The sequence below is a fragment of the Enterobacter sp. JMULE2 genome (assembly GCF_013337145.1).
Classification (GTDB): domain Bacteria; phylum Pseudomonadota; class Gammaproteobacteria; order Enterobacterales; family Enterobacteriaceae; genus Enterobacter; species Enterobacter mori.
Genome location: NZ_SGWD01000014.1, coordinates 67,459 through 84,783 on the forward strand (window position 1 = coordinate 67,459; position 17,325 = coordinate 84,783).

A 17,325-nucleotide genomic window follows, 5' to 3' on the forward strand; every position below is an offset into this window, starting at 1 on the left:
CATGCTTGAATTAACGTCCATTTCGAAATCGTTTTCCGATGCGCGGGTGCTTGATAATGTGAATCTGAGCGTTGCACCGGGGAGCCGAACGGCGATTGTCGGGCCGTCAGGGTCGGGAAAAACCACGCTGCTGCGTATTCTTGCCGGATTCGAAATGCCGGACAGCGGGCGCATTGTCATGCAGGGACGCACGCTGTTTGATGAACACAATTTTGTGCCCGCCCATCTGCGTGGGATCGGTTTTGTCCCGCAGGAAGGGGCGCTGTTCCCGCACCTTAATGTGGCTGACAACATCGCCTGGGGGCTGGACGGCACGCGGGATGAAAAACGTCAGCGGGTGGACGCGCTGATGGAGAAAGTCTCTCTGGACAGGCAGCTGGCAACGCACTGGCCGCATGAGATTTCCGGTGGACAGCAGCAGCGCGTTGCGCTGGCCCGCGCGCTGGCCCAGCGTCCGTCAGTCATGCTGCTCGACGAACCCTTTTCTGCGCTGGATACCGGGCTGCGCGCCATGACGCGCAAAGCGACCGCCGACCTGCTGGCGGAAGCAGGTGTGGCCTCCATTCTGGTGACGCACGACCAAAACGAAGCCTTGTCCTTTGCCACCCAGGTAGCAGTGATGCGCGGCGGGCGCTTCAGCCAGGTGGGTACGCCTTACGAGGTCTACTCCCGGCCCGTTGATGAAGAGACCGCGCTGTTTCTTGGCGATGCGGTGATCCTGCCTGCCCAGCTCTCCAGCGGGTACGCGATGTGCGCGCTGGGTGAAGTGCCCACGGACAATGCCCGTGCGACAGGAGAGGGCAGAGTGATGATGCGCCCGGAACAGCTGCGCGTAACGGCATGTGCCCCACATGAAAGCCCGGTCTCGATTATTGAGGTCGATTTCACGGGCCATTTGTCCACGCTCACCCTTGCCTTAGCCGGGCGACAGGAGCCTGTTGTTCTGAAAACGGTCAGTCAGGCTGGGTGGAACCCCGGCACGGCGGTGCGCATTGATATTGCGGGCGTCGCACGCGTTTTTGAATATTCTTAATATTCGTTAGTTATTTCATGCAATGGGTTGTTATAGAAGAATTTTCCTGTACGTGTGGAATTTCCTGAGATTCTCTACCATGCTCAATACACCTCATCATCGTGTGTGAGGTTTTTCGTAGTTGCTGATTAATCTCAAGGAAAAAAGGTTATGAAAAAAACGACTGCTATTTTGTTGGGAACCGCGTTTCTGTTTACCACTAATGCCTTTGCTGCAGAACTGCTGACGAAAAATGAATTTGAGAAAGTAGAATCACAGTATGAAAAAATCGGTACTGTTAATACTTCAAATGAAGTATCGATTGATGATGCGAAGAAAGAGCTGATTGAGAAAGCAGACAAACAAGGCGCTGATGTGCTGGTACTGACGTCCGGTAATACCAACAACAAAATTCACGGCACCGCCGATATCTACAAGAAAAAATAATGTTATTGCAGCCACCCCCAATGCGGGGTGGCTGTTCTCGTCCTGCTCCTCGTCATCATCCCTCCATTCTGATTAACCTCTTTTCGCGACCAGAAATGCGCGGTTACACTTGATAACGCATGGATAATGCGTATAGTTCTCATTTGCATTGCATTTACACCATTCTAAGGCCCGACCACGGGTCATTTTTGCGCGCACATTTAAACGAGTTAATTATGAACAACACCACAATGCATAAAACGCTGCTGGCGCTTGCCATTGGCGCAGTGACCCATTCCGCTCTGGCGGCGGATGAGAAAAAAGAGGACACCCTCATCGTCCAGGCTGCGGCGGAGAGTGATTTCACCCCCGGCGGTGACCAGCTGGTGCCTGCCTTCCTCGACGGGCAGGTGGCAAATGGCGGACGCATGGGGATGCTCGGTCAGCAGAACGCCATGGACGTGCCGTTCAACATCATCAGCTACACCTCGAAGCTGGTGGAAGATCAGCAGGCTAAGACCATTGCCGATGTCGTCGCCAACGACGCGGGCGTGCAATATGTTCAGGGCTACGGCAACAGCGCCGAAACGTTCCGTATTCGTGGCCTGAAGTTCGACGGCGATGACATGACCTTTGGCGGCCTGTCAGGTGTGCTTCCGCGTCAGGTGGTGGATGCCCAGATGGTCGACCGCATTGAGATCTTCAAAGGGGCCAACTCGCTGATGAACGGTGCGGCAAGCTCCGGCGTGGGCGGGATGATCAACCTTGAGCCGAAACATGCGGGCGAGACGCCGCAGGCAAAAGTGGGCGTCGACTACACCTCGGATTCCCAGATTGGCACCACGCTGGACGCGGGCCGTCGCTTTGGTGATAACGACCAGTTTGGCGCACGCGTGAACCTCGTTCATCGCGAAGGGGAAACCGGCGTGCCGAATGACCGCCGCCGCACCACGCTGCTTTCCACCGGCCTGGACTACAAAGGCGACCGCTTCCGCACCTCGCTGGACATGGGCTATCAGAAGAAAACCTTCCACGGCAGCCCTACCAGCGTCAATATTTCAGGGGTGGATTTCGTCCCTGAGCCGCCGAAAAATGACCGCAATTTCTCGCAAAAGTGGGCCTACAGCAATATCGAAAACGAATTCGGGATGTGGCGCAGCGAGTACGACATCACCGATGGCTGGACCGCCTATACCGGTCTGGGCGCGCAGCACGCGCACGAGGAAGGGATCTACAGCGCGCCGAAGCTGCTGGACAAGAGCGGCAAGGCCACGGTCAGCCGCCTCGACACCAACCGCATCAGCGACTCCGTCAGCGGGATGGCGGGCATTCGCGGTAACTTTGACACCGGTTTTGTCTCGCACAAGGTCAACGTCGGGTATTCAGCGATGACCAAAAACGAAAAAATCGCGTGGAAAATGTCGGCGGCGGCGGATAACCCGACCACTAACATCTATCACAACACCGGCGTTGATATGCCGGACAGCACCAACTTCAACGGCTCTGGCGGGAAATACAGCGATCCGCTGACCAGCGGGCGCACCCGTACCCAGGGCTGGCTGCTGAGCGATACGCTGGGCGTACTGGACGACAAGCTGCTGTTCACCGCCGGGGCGCGCCATCAGAAGGTGGTCATCCGCGGCTACAACAAAATCACCGGTGCGGAAAACGCGGCGGACGGTTTCGACGGCAGCCGCTGGATGCCCACCTACGGCGTGGTCTACAAGCCGTGGGAGGAAATTTCCCTCTACGCCAACCACGCCGAAGCGCTGCAGCCGGGCAAAACTGCACCTAACACCGCCACCAACTACGGCCAGAGCACCGGTATCGTTCACTCTAAGCAGAACGAAGTGGGCGTGAAGGCGGACTTCGGCCGCTTGGGCGGATCGCTTGCGCTGTTCGAAATCAAAATGCCGTCGGCAATCCTCGACGACAGCGGCCACTACGGCCTGGATGCCGAGCAGCGTAACCGTGGCGTTGAGCTGAACGTCTTCGGCGAGCCGATGCTGGGTATGCGTCTGAACGCCAGCGCCACCTGGCTGCAGGCCGAGCTGACCAAAACCAAAAACGGCGTCAATCAGGGTAACGATGCGATCGGTATTCCGAATTTCTACGCCGTGCTGGGCGCGGAATACGACATCAAGCCCGTTGACGGTTTGACAGCGACCGCTCGCGTGAACCACTCCGGCACGCAGTACGCTGACCTGGCAAACACCAAAAAGCTGGACAGCTACACCACGCTGGATCTGGGCATGCGCTATCGCTTCGCGGTGAACCACAATGCAAACCAGATGACCGTGCGCGCAGGCATCGACAACGTGACCAACGAGAACTACTGGGCCAGCGTAGACGATTCCGGCACCTACATCACTCAGGGCGAACCGCGGACCTTTAAGGTCTCGGTTGGCTACGAGTTCTAAGCGTTCCACCTCGTTATCCGGGGCAGGGATGCCCCATCCTTCCGTTATCGTGTTATAAAATTGTAACAAAAGCTTCTTACACTGGTCGCCACATTCTTACCAATTGCCAATGACAGGAAGCCGCTATGGGCAGACCCCTCAAATCCGTTTTCAAAAAAGAACATCGCGACGATATCGCTAACCGCAGCGCCAACCCGGTTTTCTCCGAGGTTGCCGAGGTGTTCCTTTCCCGCCGCCGTTTTTTGCAGGTGGGCGCCGTTGCGGGGGCTGCCGTTTCATTCCCCTTTCTGATCAAACCTGAAAGCGCTATTGCCGCGGTATCGAAGCCTTCCACGCTGGCGAAAGCGGTGTCGCTTGGGTTTAGCAGCATCCCCGTTTCCACGGAAGATACGGTAAGGGTGCCGGAAGGCTATATTGCTCGCCCGTTTTATCGCTGGGGTGACCCGACGGGAATTAAAAACAACATGCCAGCCTTTAAGCCGGACGCCAGCAACACCACGGACGAGCAGGCGGTGCAGGCGGGCATGCACCACGACGGGATGGCGTGGTTTAGCCTGCCTCAGGGAGCGCAAAACCCGGAGCATGGGCTGCTGGCGCTGAACCATGAATACATCGACAACGGAATGCTGTTTACGGACGGCACCGCGAACTGGAACCTCGACAAAGTCCGCAAGGGGCAGAACGCGATGGGCGTGTCGGTGGTGGAAGTGAAAAAAACGGGCAGTGAGTGGCAGGTGGTTCGCCCGTCCTCTCTCGCCCGCCGTATAACCGTCAATACGCCGATGCAGCTTACTGGCCCGGCGCGGCATCAGCCCTTAGTGAAAACCGCCGCCGACCCGCAGGGGGAACGCGTGCTGGGCACCATGCAAAACTGCGCTAACGGCCATACGCCGTGGGGCACCTATCTCACCTGCGAGGAGAACTGGTCGGATATTTTTGTCAAAAAAGCCGATCTTAACCCGCTGGAAAAACGCTACGGCATCAGCGACAGCGACGAGTCCTACCGCTGGAACGAAGTGGATGACCGGTTCAGCGTCGATAAAACCCCGAACGAACCTAACCGTTTTGGCTGGGTCGTGGAGATTGATCCCTACGACCCGACCTCCACGCCACGCAAACACACCGCGCTTGGCCGCTTCAAGCATGAGGGGGCGGCCGTCACGCTCGCTGCCGATAAGCGCGTGGTGGTGTATATGGGTGACGATCAGAAGTTTGAGTACATCTACAAATTTGTCTCGGACAACAAATACGATCCTGCGAACCGTGAAGCCAATATGCAGCTGCTGACGTCCGGCACGCTGTACGTCGCCAGGTTCAACGAGGAGGGGAGCGGCGACTGGCTGCCGCTGATCTTCGGGCAAAACGGCCTGGATAAAAGCAACGGATTTGAAAGCCAGGGCGACCTGCTGATTAAAACCCGCCTGGCGGCTGATGTGGTGGGGGCGACGAAAATGGATCGCCCCGAGTGGATAGCCGTCGATCCGCACGCCAGCGGCAGCGTCTACTGTACGCTTACCAATAACAGCGATCGCGGCAAGGAGGGCAAGGCGCCAGTCGATGCCGCCAACCCGCGCGCCAACAACGTGTTTGGTCATATTATGCACTGGCACGAAGACGGGGCCGATCCTGCCGCCGCACGCTTTAAATGGGATATTCTGGTCATGGCCGGGCGCACCGACGGCGACGATCCAAAGGCCAAAGGCTCCATGCAGGGCGCGGAATTCGGCAGCCCGGATGGCCTGTTGTTCGATCATCAGGGCGTCCTGTGGATCCAAACAGACGTCTCTTCCAGCACCATCAATAAGAAAGCGTACGAGGGGATGGGCAATAACCAGATGGTCGCTACCATTCCGGGCACTAACGAATACCGCCGTTTCCTTACCGGACCGCGCGGGTGTGAAATCACCGGCATTGCGTTTACGCCGGACAACCGAACGCTGTTCATTAACATTCAGCATCCAGGGGAGGGTGGGGATGATATTACCGATCCGGCCAATCCGCGCGCCGTCTCCAACTGGCCAGACGCCAGCCCGAACGGGCGTCCGCGATCGTCAACGGTGGTGATCGTCAAAGCGGACGGTGGGATCATCGGGTCGTGACCTTTATCTGCCGGGTGCATGCAGTGGCCCGGCGTTAAACTTGCTACCTCCAGCATGAAGTGTTAAAACGTGCCCCTTCTAAAAAAGAGACAGGGGTAGGGCGTGAAAGACGCGTCATCCGCTTCAGGCCATGGTAGCGCTGAAGCTTCGTCGGATCAGAATCCGACGCTGCAACGTGGTTTGCAAAATCGACATATTCAGTTAATTGCCCTTGGCGGCGCAATCGGTACCGGGCTGTTTCTCGGCATCGGCCCCGCCATTCAGATGGCGGGCCCGGCGGTTCTGCTGGGTTACGCTATCGCCGGGATTATCGCCTTCCTGATCATGCGCCAGCTTGGCGAGATGGTCGTTGAAGAGCCGGTTTCAGGCTCCTTCGCGCACTTTGCTTATAAATACTGGGGGCCGTTCGCAGGCTTCCTGTCCGGCTGGAACTACTGGGTCATGTTCGTGCTGGTCGGGATGGCAGAGCTGACCGCCGCGGGCATCTACATGCAGTACTGGCTGCCGGACGTGCCGACGTGGATCTGGGCAGCAGCCTTCTTCATCATTATCAACGCCGTTAACCTCGTAAACGTGCGCCTGTATGGCGAAACCGAGTTCTGGTTTGCGCTGATCAAGGTGCTGGCGATTATCGGCATGATCGGCTTTGGCCTGTGGCTGCTGTTCTCCGGTCACGGCGGCGAGCGGGCCACAATCGACAACCTGTGGCAGCACGGCGGCTTCCTGGCAACCGGCTGGAAAGGGCTGATCCTCTCACTGGCGGTGATCATGTTCTCCTTCGGCGGGCTGGAGCTGATTGGCATTACCGCGGCTGAAGCGCGCGACCCGCAAAAAAGCATTCCGAAAGCGGTCAACCAGGTGGTGTACCGTATTCTCCTGTTCTATATCGGTTCGCTGGTAGTGTTGCTGGCGCTCTATCCGTGGGTGGAAGTGAAGTCCGACAGCAGTCCGTTCGTGATGATTTTCCACGATCTGAACAGCAACGTGGTAGCCTCGGCGCTGAACTTCGTCATTCTCGTGGCGTCGCTGTCGGTCTATAACAGCGGGGTTTACTCCAACAGCCGCATGCTGTTTGGCCTCTCGGTGCAGGGCAACGCGCCGAAGTTCCTCACCCGCGTCAGCCGTCGCGGCGTGCCGGTCAACTCGCTGTTCCTTTCCGGCGCGATTACCTCTCTGGTGGTGCTGATCAACTACCTGTTGCCGAAACAGGCCTTTGGCCTTCTGATGGCGCTGGTTGTCGCGACGCTGCTGCTGAACTGGATCATGATCTGCCTGGCGCACCTGCGCTTCCGCGCGGCGATGCGCCGCAAGGGACGCGAGACGCAGTTTAAAGCGCTGCTCTACCCGGCGGGGAACTACATCTGCATCGCGTTCCTGGGGCTGATTCTGGTGCTGATGTGCACCATGGATGAGATGCGCCTGTCAGCGATGGTGCTGCCGGTGTGGGTGGTGTTCCTGTTTATTGCATTTAAGCTCTCGCGCAAAAAGTAGCGCGGTTTTCTCCCTCTCCCTGTGGGAGAGGGCCGGGGTGAGGGCACCAGACCGCACCACACTGCCTGCCTCCACGCCCGGTGGCGCTGCGCTTACCGGGCCTACAAAATCCCAAATAACCTCCAACCCAACCTTTATCGTGACCTCCCTCCCAATTCCGTTTCGATCCACAGGATTTTTATTTTGTAATCGATTACTTTTTATTTGAACTGTTTTGTAATCGATTACTTTTCCTGGGTGAGGCTCATCATGGTGTCAACAACTGAAAGTAGTGGAAAGGCGATAGCGCAGCACCGGCTGCTGGTGCCGCGACTGTCGCTGATGATGTTTCTGCAGTTTTTTATCTGGGGTAGCTGGTCGGTCACGCTCGGCCTGGTGATGACCCAGCACAACATGTCGCTGCTGATTGGCGATGCCTTCTCCGCCGGGCCAATTGCGTCTATTCTCTCGCCGTTCGTGCTCGGGATGCTGGTGGACCGCTTCTTCGCCTCGCAGAAGGTGATGGCGGTGATGCATCTGGCGGGCGCGGCCATCCTCTGGTTCGTGCCGGGGGCGCTGATTGCCGAGAACGGCGCACTGCTGATCGGCCTGCTGTTTGGCTACACGCTCTGCTACATGCCGACGCTGGCGTTGACCAACAACATCGCGTTCCACAGCCTGGCGAACGTGGATAAAACCTTCCCGGTGGTGCGCGTGTTCGGCACCATCGGCTGGATTGTCGCGGGCATTTTCATCGGCGTGACCGGCGTGGCGTCCAGCGTGACCATCTTCCAGGTGGCGGCGGCCAGTTCCGTGCTGCTGGCGCTTTACAGCCTGACGCTGCCGCACACGCCAGCCCCGGCGAAAGGCCTGCCGGTTAAGGTGCGCGATCTCTTCTGTGCGGATGCCTTTGCGCTGCTCAAAACCCGCCACTTCTTCGTCTTCTCCGTCTGCGCGATGCTGATCTCCGTCCCGTTGGGCACCTACTACGCCTATACCGCCTCATACCTGGCGGATGCCGGGATTGCCGACGTCAGCACCGCCATGTCCTTCGGGCAGATGTCGGAAATCTTCTTCATGCTGGTGATCCCGCTGCTGTTCCGCCGCCTGGGCGTGAAAGTCATGCTGCTGATTGGCATGCTGGCGTGGTTTGTGCGTTACGCCATGTTCGCGCTGGGCGTGAGCGAGGAGGGGCGCTTCCTGCTCTATATCGGCATCCTGCTGCACGGCGTGTGCTATGACTTCTTCTTTGTGGTGGGCTTTATCTATACCGACCGCGTGGCGGGTGAAAAGGTCAAAGGTCAGGCGCAGAGCATGATCGTGATGTTCACCTACGGCATCGGCATGCTGCTCGGCTCACAGATTTCCGGCGCGCTATATAACCGTCTGGTGGCGGGGCAAACCGTGCCGCAGGCGTGGGTGACATTCTGGTGGATCCCGGCGGTGGCAGCCGCGGCGATCGCGCTGATTTTCCTTCTCACGTTCAAGTATGACGATGACAAGGCGTAACGTTCAGGAGGTGGTATGAGGACGATGAAAGGACCCGGCATTTTTCTGTCGCAGTTTATTGGCGGGGAAGCGCCGTTCAACTCGCTCGACGGGCTGGCCGGGTGGGCAGCCGGGAAGGGTTATAAAGCGGTGCAGATCCCCTGCAATCATCCGCACATTTTTGATGTCGAAAAAGCGGCCGAGAGCCAGACCTACTGCGATGACATTACCGGCAAGCTGGCAGCGTACGGGCTGGTCATCAGCGAGCTGTCGACCCATCTGGAGGGGCAGCTTGTGGCGGTAAACCCGGTCTACAGCGACGCGTTTGACCACTTCGCGCCCGCCGCCGTGCGCGGCAACGATGCGGCGCGACGGGCGTGGGCGACGGAGAAGCTGAGGCAGGCGGCGGTTGCCTCGGCCAGGTTAGGCCTGAAAGCGCACGCGACCTTCTCAGGCTCGCTGGCATGGCCGTTTTTCTACCCGTGGCCGCCGCATAACGAGCAGCGTTTTCAGGATGCATTCGGGGAGCTGGCAGCCCGCTGGCGGCCGATTCTGGATGCGTTCGACGAGCAGGGCGTGGACGTTTGCTTTGAGCTGCATCCGGGGGAAGATCTGCACGACGGCGTGACCTTCGAGCGTTTTCTGGCGCGGGTAGATAACCATCCTCGCTGTAACATCCTTTTTGACCCAAGCCACATGCTGCTGCAGCAGATGGACTACCTGACCTTTATCGACATCTACCACTCGCGCATCAAGGCGTTTCACGTGAAGGATGCCGAGTTCCGCCCCAGCGGGCGCAGCGGCGTTTACGGCGGCTACCAGCCGTGGATCAACCGCGCCGGACGCTTCCGCTCGCTCGGTGACGGGCAGATCGACTTTAAGGGCATTTTCAGCAAGCTGACCCAGTACGACTATGACGGCTGGGCGGTGCTTGAGTGGGAGTGCTGTCTGAAGGACGGCGAAACCGGCGCGAGGGAAGGCAGCGAGTTTATCCGCCGCCATATCATCCCGGTCTCCGGGCGCGCGTTTGACGACTTCGCGGCAGGAGGCAAGCATGATTAACGTCGGGATTATCGGCAGCGGGTTTATCGGCCCGGCGCATATCGAGGCGCTCAGGCGCCTCGGTTTTGTGCAGGTGGTTGCCCTGTGCGACGGCACGCCTGCGCAGGCGCAGGAAAAGGCGCGAGCCTTAAATGTGCCGCATACCTACGGCAGCGTTGAGGAACTGCTCGCGCACCCCGATCTGCACGTGGTGCACAATTGCACGCCGAACCACCTGCACGCGGAGATTAACCGCCAGATCCTGCGGGCGGGCAAGCACGTGTTTTCCGAAAAGCCGCTGTGTATGACCCCTGACGAGGCGCGCGAGCTGCTGGCGCTGGCGGAGCAGGCGAGCGTGGTGCACGGCGTGAGCTTTGTCTATCGCCAGTTTGCAATGGTGCGCCAGGCGGCGAGCATGATGCGCGCGGGCGATATCGGACGGCTGTTCGCCTCGCACGGCAGCTATCTCCAGGACTGGATGCTGCTGGAAACCGACTACAACTGGCGGGTGGATGCCGCGCTCGGCGGTGCATCGCGCGCGGTGGCGGACATCGGCTCCCACTGGTGCGACACGGTGCAGTTTGTCACCGGGCGACGCATAACCGAGGTGATGGCCGATCTCGCCATCGTCTGGCCGACGCGCAAAGCCAGCGTGTCGGGCAATCAGACCTTTACCCACGATGTGCACGCGCAGTATGAAGACAAGCCGGTCACCACCGAAGACTTCGGTTCGGTGCTGTTCCGCTTCGACGACGGCAGCAAGGGCAGCTTTAGCGTCTCGCAGGTGAGCGCGGGGCGCAAAAATCGCCTGACGTTTGAGATCAACGGCAGCGAGCGGTCGGTGGCGTGGGATCAGGAGATCCCGCAGCGGCTGTGGGTCGGCCATCGCGCGCAGGCCAACCAGACGCTCACCGACGATCCGGGCCTGATGAACCCTGACGTGGCCGACAGCGCCCACTTCCCCGGCGGGCATATCGAAGGCTGGCCGGACGCCTTCAAAAACATGATGGCGCAGTTCTACCGCACCGTGCAGGCGGGCGCAATGCCGGAAAACCCGCCGTTTGCAACCTTCTACGACGGCGCAAACGTGATGTATATCATTGATGCGATAGTGAAAAGCCACCAGCAGCAGCGCTGGGTGCGCGTGGCGTATTGACGTGTTGCCCGGTTCGCCGGGCAACCGTTTTATGGTAGCCTGCATAAAACGCTAACCGCAGGATGTGTCGTCGCTATGTCAATTCAGAAAATCGCTCAGCTCGCCGGGGTCTCCGTGGCGACGGTCTCCCGCGTGCTCAACAACAGCGACACCGTGAAGGCGAAAAACCGCGAGCGCGTTCTGCAGGCGATCCAGGAGAGCAACTACCAGCCGAACCTGCTGGCGCGCCAGCTGCGCACCGCCCGCAGCTATATGATCCTGGTGATGGTCTCCAACATCGCCAACCCGTTCTGCGCCGAGGTGGTGAAGGGCATTGAAGAAGAGGCGGAGAAAAACGGCTACCGCATTCTGCTGTGCAACTCCGGTTCGGATATCGAACGTTCCCGCTCGGGCTTAAGCCTGCTGTCGGGAAAAATTGTCGACGGCATTATCACCATGGACGCCTTCTCGAAGCTGCCGGAACTGGCCGCGCTGATTGGTGCCGCGCCGTGGGTGCAGTGCGCCGAATACGCCGATGCGGGTGCGGTCTCCTGCGTGGGGATTAACGACGTCGATGCCTCTCAGCATGCCGTCAGCCAGCTGGCCGAGAGCGGCCGTACGCGTATCGCGATGATCAATCACGACCTCAGCTATAAATATGCCCGCCTGCGCGAGCGCGGCTACAAGAGCGTGATCCACCTGAAGGATCTGGACTATCAGGCGGTGGAATACGCCAGCGATCTCAGCTCGCGCGCCGGGATGGCGGCGATGGAAAATCTGCTGAAAGAGAACCCGCCGGACGCGGTGTTTGCGGTATCGGACACCCTGGCCGCAGGCGCACTGCGCGCGATTCAGCAGGCGGGGCTGCGGGTACCGGAGGATATCGCGGTCGTGGGGTTTGACGGCACAGAGCTGGCGGACATGATCTCGCTCACCACCATCGAGCAGCCGTCGCGGGATATCGGGCGCAAGGCGGTCGATCTGTTACTGAACAAAGTCGACAACCCGGATGCGCCCACGGAAAGGGTGATGATGGACTGGCGCTTTATTTCCCGCGCCAGTACCTGATTATTTTGCGATAACGCCCGCCAGGGAGCGAATATCGTTCCCGGTTGGCGACTGGTGAATACGCAGACCAAATTCATCCACCACCGCAAAAATATGGTCGAAGATGTCGGCCTGAATTTCCTCATATTCTGCCCAGATCACCGTGTTGGTGAAGGCGTATATTTCAATCGGCAGGCCGTTGGCATCCGGCGCGAGCTGGCGCACCATTAGCGTCATATCTTTGCGAATGCGCGGGTGGTTGCGCAGATATTCATTCAGGTAGGCGCGGAAGGTGCCGATATTGGTCATCTTGCGCAGATTTAATATCGATTCCCCCTCGCCGTTCTGCTGGTTCCAGAGGTTAATTTCCTCGTGGCGCGCGGCCAGATAAGGCTTCAGCAGCTTCGCCTGAATCAGCTTCTGCTGTTCCTGCTCGTCGAGAAAATGAATGCTGGTGGTATCGATATTCAGGCTGCGCTTAATGCGTCGACCGCCGGAGGCCGACATGCCGCTCCAGTTGATAAAGGCGTCGGAGACCAGCGCCCACGTCGGAATGGTGGTGATGGTGTTATCAAAATTGCGCACTTTTACGGTGGTCAGGCCGATGTCCGTCACCGTGCCGTTGGCACCGTATTTCGGCATTTCCAGCCAGTCGCCGAGCTTCAGCATGTCGTTGGCGGAGAGCTGAATGCCCGCCACCAGCCCAAGTATCGGGTCTTTAAACACCAGCATCAGAACGGCGGCCATGGCACCCAGACCGCTGATCAGAATCGCCGGGGACTGGCCGATCAGCAGGGAGATAATCAAAATCCCCACCAGGATAGCGCTCACCAGCTTGATGCCCTGGAAAATCCCTTTCAGCGGCAGCTGCGACGCGGTGGCCATTTTCTGGGACAGATTGAAAATCACGTCCAGCAGCGAGAAGAAGGAGAGCAGGGCATACACCATCACCCACAGCTTCGCGCAGGTGGTGAGCATTTCCGCCGCTTCGCTGCCTTTTTGCAGCCACAGTACCGCCTGAACGTTGACGATTATCCCCTGTAGGGTAAAGGCCAGACGGTGAAATAACTTATTCTGGGTAATGATCTGCAGCCACAAATGGCTGCTGGCCTGCGCGCGTTTTTCGAAAGCGCGGAGCACCAGCTTGTGCAGAATAAAATGAACCACGATGGCGGTAAGAAAAATGATACCAAAGATAATCACTAACGAGGTGGTGTGATTAATTTCAATCCCTAACTCTTCAACCTGAGCAATTAATTCCTGCATAACGTCTCCTGTATTGATGCAGCCCCATAATGGCGGCTGCGGATCTATTATGCAAATTCACAGGCTTATTTGGTGGCCTGACAGACCTTCACCGCGGGTAAACAGAGGCGATGACGCATGCGCAACGTCGCCAGCGCCAGCACCACCATCATCACCGTTTCCACCGTCAGGAAGACGTTAACCGCCTGAGTGTAGTCCCCGTGATGGTTTTGCAGCGCGTGCAGCAAGATTGCGCCAAAAATGGCCGGACCCAGCCCCAGCGCGGCCTGCTGCAGCGTGCTGAGAATGGCGCTCGCGGCACCCGCATCATCGGGCTGAATATCGCGCATCCCGATGCGGTAGAAGCTGTTCACGATCAGCGCCTGCCCGTAGCCGACCAGCCCGGTCGCAGGTGCCAGCGTCAGGGCGGTGTTATCCATTCCCCACACCCGGAACGTAACAATCAGCGCCAGCAGACCGGTAATCTGGATCGCCAGACCGGTCAGCAGAATGGTGCTGGTGCTGTAGCGGGCGATCAGCCGAGGGGCAAACCACGCGGAGATAAAGTAGGTCACGCCCAGCGCGATAAAACTGTTCCCGGACTGCCACGGCGCCATGCCAAGGCCGGTCTGCATGGTCAGTGCCATGCAAAACATAAACCCGGACCAGACGCTGAAAAAGAGCATCGCGATCAGCACACCAAAACGGATGCTGCTGAGCTGCATCAGACGCGGCGGGATCAGCGGGTGCGCATCCTCACGCTCTTTTTTACGTGCGTTCAGCATCATTAAATATGCCAGTGGAATAATGGCTAGCAGCGCGGCCTTCAGCGGCCACGACCAGTGCCACTGCGGGCCGAGCGCCATCGGGAACAGGAGGCAGCAGAGGATCATCGCCAGCAGCACGGTGCCGGTCCAGTCAATGCGTGACGGGGTATCGCGACGGGTTTCCGGCACGTAGCGGCGGCTCAGTGCCAGCACCACCAGACAAATCGGCACGTTGATGAAGAAGGCGTTCCGCCAGCCCAGCCCGGCGATATCCGCCGATACCAGCCAGCCGCCGCCCATTTGGCCGACGATAAACGCAATTCCGCCGATGCCGCCGAACAGGCTAATCGCTTTCGCGTGGGCGGTGCCTTTTAGCGTGACGTGCAGCGTCGCAAGAATTTGCGGCATGATCAGCGCCGCGCCTGCGCCCTGAACGATGCGCGCGGCCAGCAGCTGTTCGATGTTTCCCGCCATGCCGCACAGCAGCGAGGCCAGGCCAAAGCTCGCCACGCCCCACATAAACAGGCGACGGCGGCCAACGTTATCCCCCAGCTTGCTGCCGAGTGCCAGGCAGACGGCGAAGGCCACGCCGTAGAGCGCGACGATCAGCTCCAGTTCTGTAGCGGTGGCGTGCAGTGAGTGGGTGATGGAGTCCAGCGCGACGTTGGTGATTGAGGTATCAATCAGCGGCAGCATCTGGCCGGTTAACAGCAATATCAGGCCTGCGCGGCCCGGTGAAACAACTGACGTATTCATGGGATCTCCATTGCGTCATTCATCAGATGGTCGTAGCATCAACCATCTGATAAACGGGTACCAGTTCTTACTTATACTGGTACTGGCACTACCATGCAGGGGGATTTATGGCCTTGATGTCTGAACCCGTCATCTCACTTCAGGATGACACCCGAAAACAGCTGGGTGCTTTTTTACGCGCACGACGCGAAAGCCTCGATCCCCAGCGTCTCGGCTTGCCGCGCAGCGGTCGCCGCCGCACGCCGGGTCTGCGCCGTGAAGAGGTGGCGATGCTGGCAGACGTGGGCGTGACCTGGTACACCTGGCTTGAGCAGGGCAGGGACGTCAACCCGTCGAGCGCGGTGATGGCGGCCGTGGCGAAAGCCTTGCAATGCACCCCAACCGAGGCCCGACACCTGTTTGTTTTAGCCGGTTTGCCGCCGGGTGAAGCCCCGCAGGCGGTCTGCTGCGAGGGCATCAGCGAAGGCACGCGCCGCCTGCTTGATACCCTGCTGCCAAAACCTGCCAGCATCCAGAAGCCCAATTTCGATATCGTGGCGTGGAACGACAGCTTCGGCCACTTGATGGGCGTCGATTTTAATGAAATCCCGCCGGAAGACCGCAACTGTATTTACCTGTTCCTCACCCACCCGGCGTGGCGCGCGCGGCTCGGCAGACGCGACGACGTGCTGCCGATATTTGTCTCCTATTTCCGCGCGGCGATGGCCGAGCACCGGGGCGACCCGCTGTGGGAAGCGAAGCTGGCGCGCTTCTTTGCGGTGTCCGAAGAGTTTAAAACCCTGTGGCACCAGCGCAACGACGTGCGCGGCGTGGAGAACCAGCTCAAGCTGTTTACCCATCCCGAGCTGGGAGATTTCACGCTGCAGCAGATGTACTGGTACTCCGCGCCGCGAAACGGCTCGCGGCTGCTGGTCTATTTACCGGTGGATGAGGCGGGGGAAAGGGCGATGGCGTGGCTGGCGGAGCAGGGGAAATAAGTTTTTTGCGAGGTGTTTTCAGGGAATCAAAGCGGATCCGGTTCAGCTTTTTAAAAACGGGTAAGGTGGGACACGAAAAGCTAAATTAGCCTTTAATGCAAATTGCCTTATATGCTAATATCATCAGGGATGAATAACCGTGTTCAGACTCATCGTTCATAAGGCAGTCAGAGAAGAGATCCTCTTACTGCCCGCTGGGGTGAAGGCGAAGCTGATTCGCCAGCTTGATAAATTACGCGCTAACCCGACAGCACTGCGGGAACCTGACAGCAAACCCTTACCGCATGGTTTGTTCGAAATCAGAACCGTCGGGCTGATCCATACTCGGAGGATTTACGTTTATCAGCGGGACAAGACAATTTTTCTGCTGCGAGTGTTTATCAAGAAAACGCAAAAAACGCCCTCTGCTGAACTTCGTCTGGCACTGAAGCGACAACAGGAGATGTTGGATGAGCAAGAAGATTATTGACTGGGATGAACTCCGATCTGAGCTGTTAAGCGATTCAGAGGTACAGGCCTCTTTTGATGCTGAAGAACGAAAAGAGCGTTTGCGCGAAATGTTGGCGCAATGGCGAAACCAGGCCGGTCTGACGCGCGCACAGGTGGCGGAGCGAATGGGCGTCAGCGCACCCACCGTATCAAGAATGGAAGCGAATATAACCCGGGCGAGTCTTGATACCTTAACGCGTTATGCACTGGTGTGTGGGGTTAAACACCCGCAGATTACGCTCTATTGAAAACAGGCACGCCGGTAACGGGCGCGCCTGTAGAGATTAGCACTCAGTCACAATCGTGCTCAGCGGCAGGCGGGACTTCGGCAGCGTGGCGTTGAAATCTTCCACGCTGTGGTGCCCAACCGGCACCACCACCAGGCTGGTGAAGCCTTTCTCTTTCAGGCCAAACTCTTCGTCGAGAATAGCGGCGTCGAAACCTTCAATCGGCACCGCGTCCAGACCCAACGCGCCCACGCCCAGCAGGAAGTTGCCGACGTTCAGGTAAACCTGTTTCGCCATCCACTGGTCGTCATCTTTCAGATCCACGCGGTGCATGTCGGCGAAGTAGTGGCGGCCTTTATTGTTGGCGGCTTTGGCTTCCGGCGTGTTGAAACGGCCATCGGCCTCTTCCTGATCGACAACGCGCTCAAGCCAGGCATCGTCCATCGCGGTTTTCGCGCAGAACACCACTACGTGAGAAGCATCCAGCATTTTGCGTTCGTTGAACACATAGGTGCCCGCAGCGGATTTCGCCACGCGCGCTTTACCTTCCTCGGTGCTGGCAACAATAAAATGCCAGGGCTGGGAGTTGGTGCTGGACGGGCTGTACTGCAGCAGGGTTTTGATTTTTTCCGCTTCTTCAGCGGTCAGTTTTTTGGCTGGGTCGAACGCCTTGGTAGAGTGGCGTTTCAGGGCGACAGAAATGATATCCATAACAACTCCTGGTGA

General features: G+C 58.5%; 15 protein-coding genes. 12 read left to right on the forward strand and 3 right to left on the reverse strand.

Going from position 1 to position 17,325, the window contains the following annotated elements; translation table 11 throughout:
- Position 1: 1 nt before the first annotated feature.
- The 9 genes from EXW94_RS15620 to EXW94_RS15660 all read left to right on the forward strand — a co-directional run bounded on the left by EXW94_RS15620 (position 2) and on the right by EXW94_RS15660 (position 12,159).
- The gene (locus EXW94_RS15620; protein WP_174340477.1) at positions 2–1,033 is read left to right on the forward strand and encodes an ABC transporter ATP-binding protein; all 1,032 of its coding nucleotides are present in this window, start codon (positions 2–4) and stop codon (positions 1,031–1,033) included.
- A gap of 150 nt (positions 1,034–1,183) precedes the next feature.
- The gene (gene yahO / locus EXW94_RS15625; protein WP_010428286.1) at positions 1,184–1,459 is read left to right on the forward strand and encodes a DUF1471 family periplasmic protein YahO; all 276 of its coding nucleotides are present in this window, start codon (positions 1,184–1,186) and stop codon (positions 1,457–1,459) included.
- A 215-nt stretch (positions 1,460–1,674) separates the two neighbouring features.
- A complete protein-coding gene (locus EXW94_RS15630) occupies positions 1,675–3,858 on the forward strand; it encodes a TonB-dependent siderophore receptor (protein ID WP_174340478.1) in 2,184 nt (727 codons plus the stop codon).
- A gap of 125 nt (positions 3,859–3,983) precedes the next feature.
- Positions 3,984–5,957, forward strand: coding sequence for a PhoX family phosphatase (locus tag EXW94_RS15635; RefSeq protein WP_174340479.1), 1,974 nt, complete (start codon positions 3,984–3,986; stop codon positions 5,955–5,957).
- Positions 5,958–6,059: 102 nt separating this feature from the next.
- Positions 6,060–7,448 (forward strand): phenylalanine transporter, encoded by a 1,389-nt coding sequence (gene pheP / locus EXW94_RS15640; protein WP_174340480.1) that lies wholly within the window; start codon positions 6,060–6,062, stop codon positions 7,446–7,448.
- A gap of 249 nt (positions 7,449–7,697) precedes the next feature.
- Positions 7,698–8,936, forward strand: a complete 1,239-nt coding sequence (locus EXW94_RS15645) for an MFS transporter (protein ID WP_120159066.1) — start codon at positions 7,698–7,700, stop codon at positions 8,934–8,936.
- Positions 8,937–8,951: 15 nt separating this feature from the next.
- The gene (locus EXW94_RS15650) at positions 8,952–9,977 is read left to right on the forward strand and encodes a sugar phosphate isomerase/epimerase (RefSeq protein ID WP_174340481.1); all 1,026 of its coding nucleotides are present in this window, start codon (positions 8,952–8,954) and stop codon (positions 9,975–9,977) included.
- On the forward strand, positions 9,970–11,112 hold the full coding sequence (locus EXW94_RS15655; RefSeq protein WP_174340482.1) for a Gfo/Idh/MocA family protein: 1,143 nt from the start codon (positions 9,970–9,972) through the stop codon (positions 11,110–11,112). The genes EXW94_RS15650 and EXW94_RS15655 overlap by 8 nt, the downstream gene beginning before the upstream one ends.
- A gap of 75 nt (positions 11,113–11,187) precedes the next feature.
- On the forward strand, positions 11,188–12,159 hold the full coding sequence (locus EXW94_RS15660) for a LacI family DNA-binding transcriptional regulator (protein WP_174340483.1): 972 nt from the start codon (positions 11,188–11,190) through the stop codon (positions 12,157–12,159).
- Here the strand turns inward: EXW94_RS15660 and EXW94_RS15665 are convergent, their stop codons facing one another.
- Positions 12,160–13,404, reverse strand: a complete 1,245-nt coding sequence (locus EXW94_RS15665; RefSeq protein WP_010428305.1) for a mechanosensitive ion channel family protein — start codon at positions 13,402–13,404, stop codon at positions 12,160–12,162.
- Positions 13,405–13,469: 65 nt separating this feature from the next.
- On the reverse strand, positions 13,470–14,906 hold the full coding sequence (locus EXW94_RS15670) for an MFS transporter (protein ID WP_174340484.1): 1,437 nt from the start codon (positions 14,904–14,906) through the stop codon (positions 13,470–13,472).
- A gap of 107 nt (positions 14,907–15,013) precedes the next feature.
- Between EXW94_RS15670 and EXW94_RS15675 the strand changes: the two genes are divergently transcribed.
- The 3 genes from EXW94_RS15675 to EXW94_RS15685 all read left to right on the forward strand — a co-directional run bounded on the left by EXW94_RS15675 (position 15,014) and on the right by EXW94_RS15685 (position 16,620).
- Entirely contained in the window at positions 15,014–15,883 is an 870-nt protein-coding gene (locus EXW94_RS15675) for a helix-turn-helix transcriptional regulator (protein WP_174340485.1), read from the forward strand.
- A gap of 139 nt (positions 15,884–16,022) precedes the next feature.
- Entirely contained in the window at positions 16,023–16,352 is a 330-nt protein-coding gene (locus EXW94_RS15680; protein ID WP_174340486.1) for a type II toxin-antitoxin system RelE/ParE family toxin, read from the forward strand.
- Positions 16,333–16,620, forward strand: a complete 288-nt coding sequence (locus EXW94_RS15685) for a helix-turn-helix transcriptional regulator (RefSeq protein ID WP_023334796.1) — start codon at positions 16,333–16,335, stop codon at positions 16,618–16,620. Before EXW94_RS15680 ends, EXW94_RS15685 begins: the two co-directional genes overlap by 20 nt.
- Positions 16,621–16,656: 36 nt before the next feature.
- Here the strand turns inward: EXW94_RS15685 and nfsB are convergent, their stop codons facing one another.
- Positions 16,657–17,310, reverse strand: coding sequence for an oxygen-insensitive NAD(P)H nitroreductase (gene nfsB / locus EXW94_RS15690; protein WP_108415769.1), 654 nt, complete (start codon positions 17,308–17,310; stop codon positions 16,657–16,659).
- Between the last annotated feature and the right edge of the window lie 15 nt (positions 17,311–17,325).

Coding starts and splice junctions, on each gene's coding strand:
- EXW94_RS15620 (WP_174340477.1), top strand. CDS start 2: ATGCTTGAATTAACGTCCATTTCGAAATCGTTTTCCGATGCGCGGGTG.
- yahO (WP_010428286.1), top strand. CDS start 1,184: ATGAAAAAAACGACTGCTATTTTGTTGGGAACCGCGTTTCTGTTTACC.
- EXW94_RS15630 (WP_174340478.1), top strand. CDS start 1,675: ATGAACAACACCACAATGCATAAAACGCTGCTGGCGCTTGCCATTGGC.
- EXW94_RS15635 (WP_174340479.1), top strand. CDS start 3,984: ATGGGCAGACCCCTCAAATCCGTTTTCAAAAAAGAACATCGCGACGAT.
- EXW94_RS15645 (WP_120159066.1), top strand. CDS start 7,698: ATGGTGTCAACAACTGAAAGTAGTGGAAAGGCGATAGCGCAGCACCGG.
- EXW94_RS15650 (WP_174340481.1), top strand. CDS start 8,952: ATGAGGACGATGAAAGGACCCGGCATTTTTCTGTCGCAGTTTATTGGC.
- EXW94_RS15655 (WP_174340482.1), top strand. CDS start 9,970: ATGATTAACGTCGGGATTATCGGCAGCGGGTTTATCGGCCCGGCGCAT.
- EXW94_RS15660 (WP_174340483.1), top strand. CDS start 11,188: ATGTCAATTCAGAAAATCGCTCAGCTCGCCGGGGTCTCCGTGGCGACG.
- EXW94_RS15665 (WP_010428305.1), bottom strand. CDS start 13,404: ATGCAGGAATTAATTGCTCAGGTTGAAGAGTTAGGGATTGAAATTAAT.
- EXW94_RS15670 (WP_174340484.1), bottom strand. CDS start 14,906: ATGAATACGTCAGTTGTTTCACCGGGCCGCGCAGGCCTGATATTGCTG.
- EXW94_RS15675 (WP_174340485.1), top strand. CDS start 15,014: ATGGCCTTGATGTCTGAACCCGTCATCTCACTTCAGGATGACACCCGA.
- EXW94_RS15685 (WP_023334796.1), top strand. CDS start 16,333: ATGAGCAAGAAGATTATTGACTGGGATGAACTCCGATCTGAGCTGTTA.
- nfsB (WP_108415769.1), bottom strand. CDS start 17,310: ATGGATATCATTTCTGTCGCCCTGAAACGCCACTCTACCAAGGCGTTC.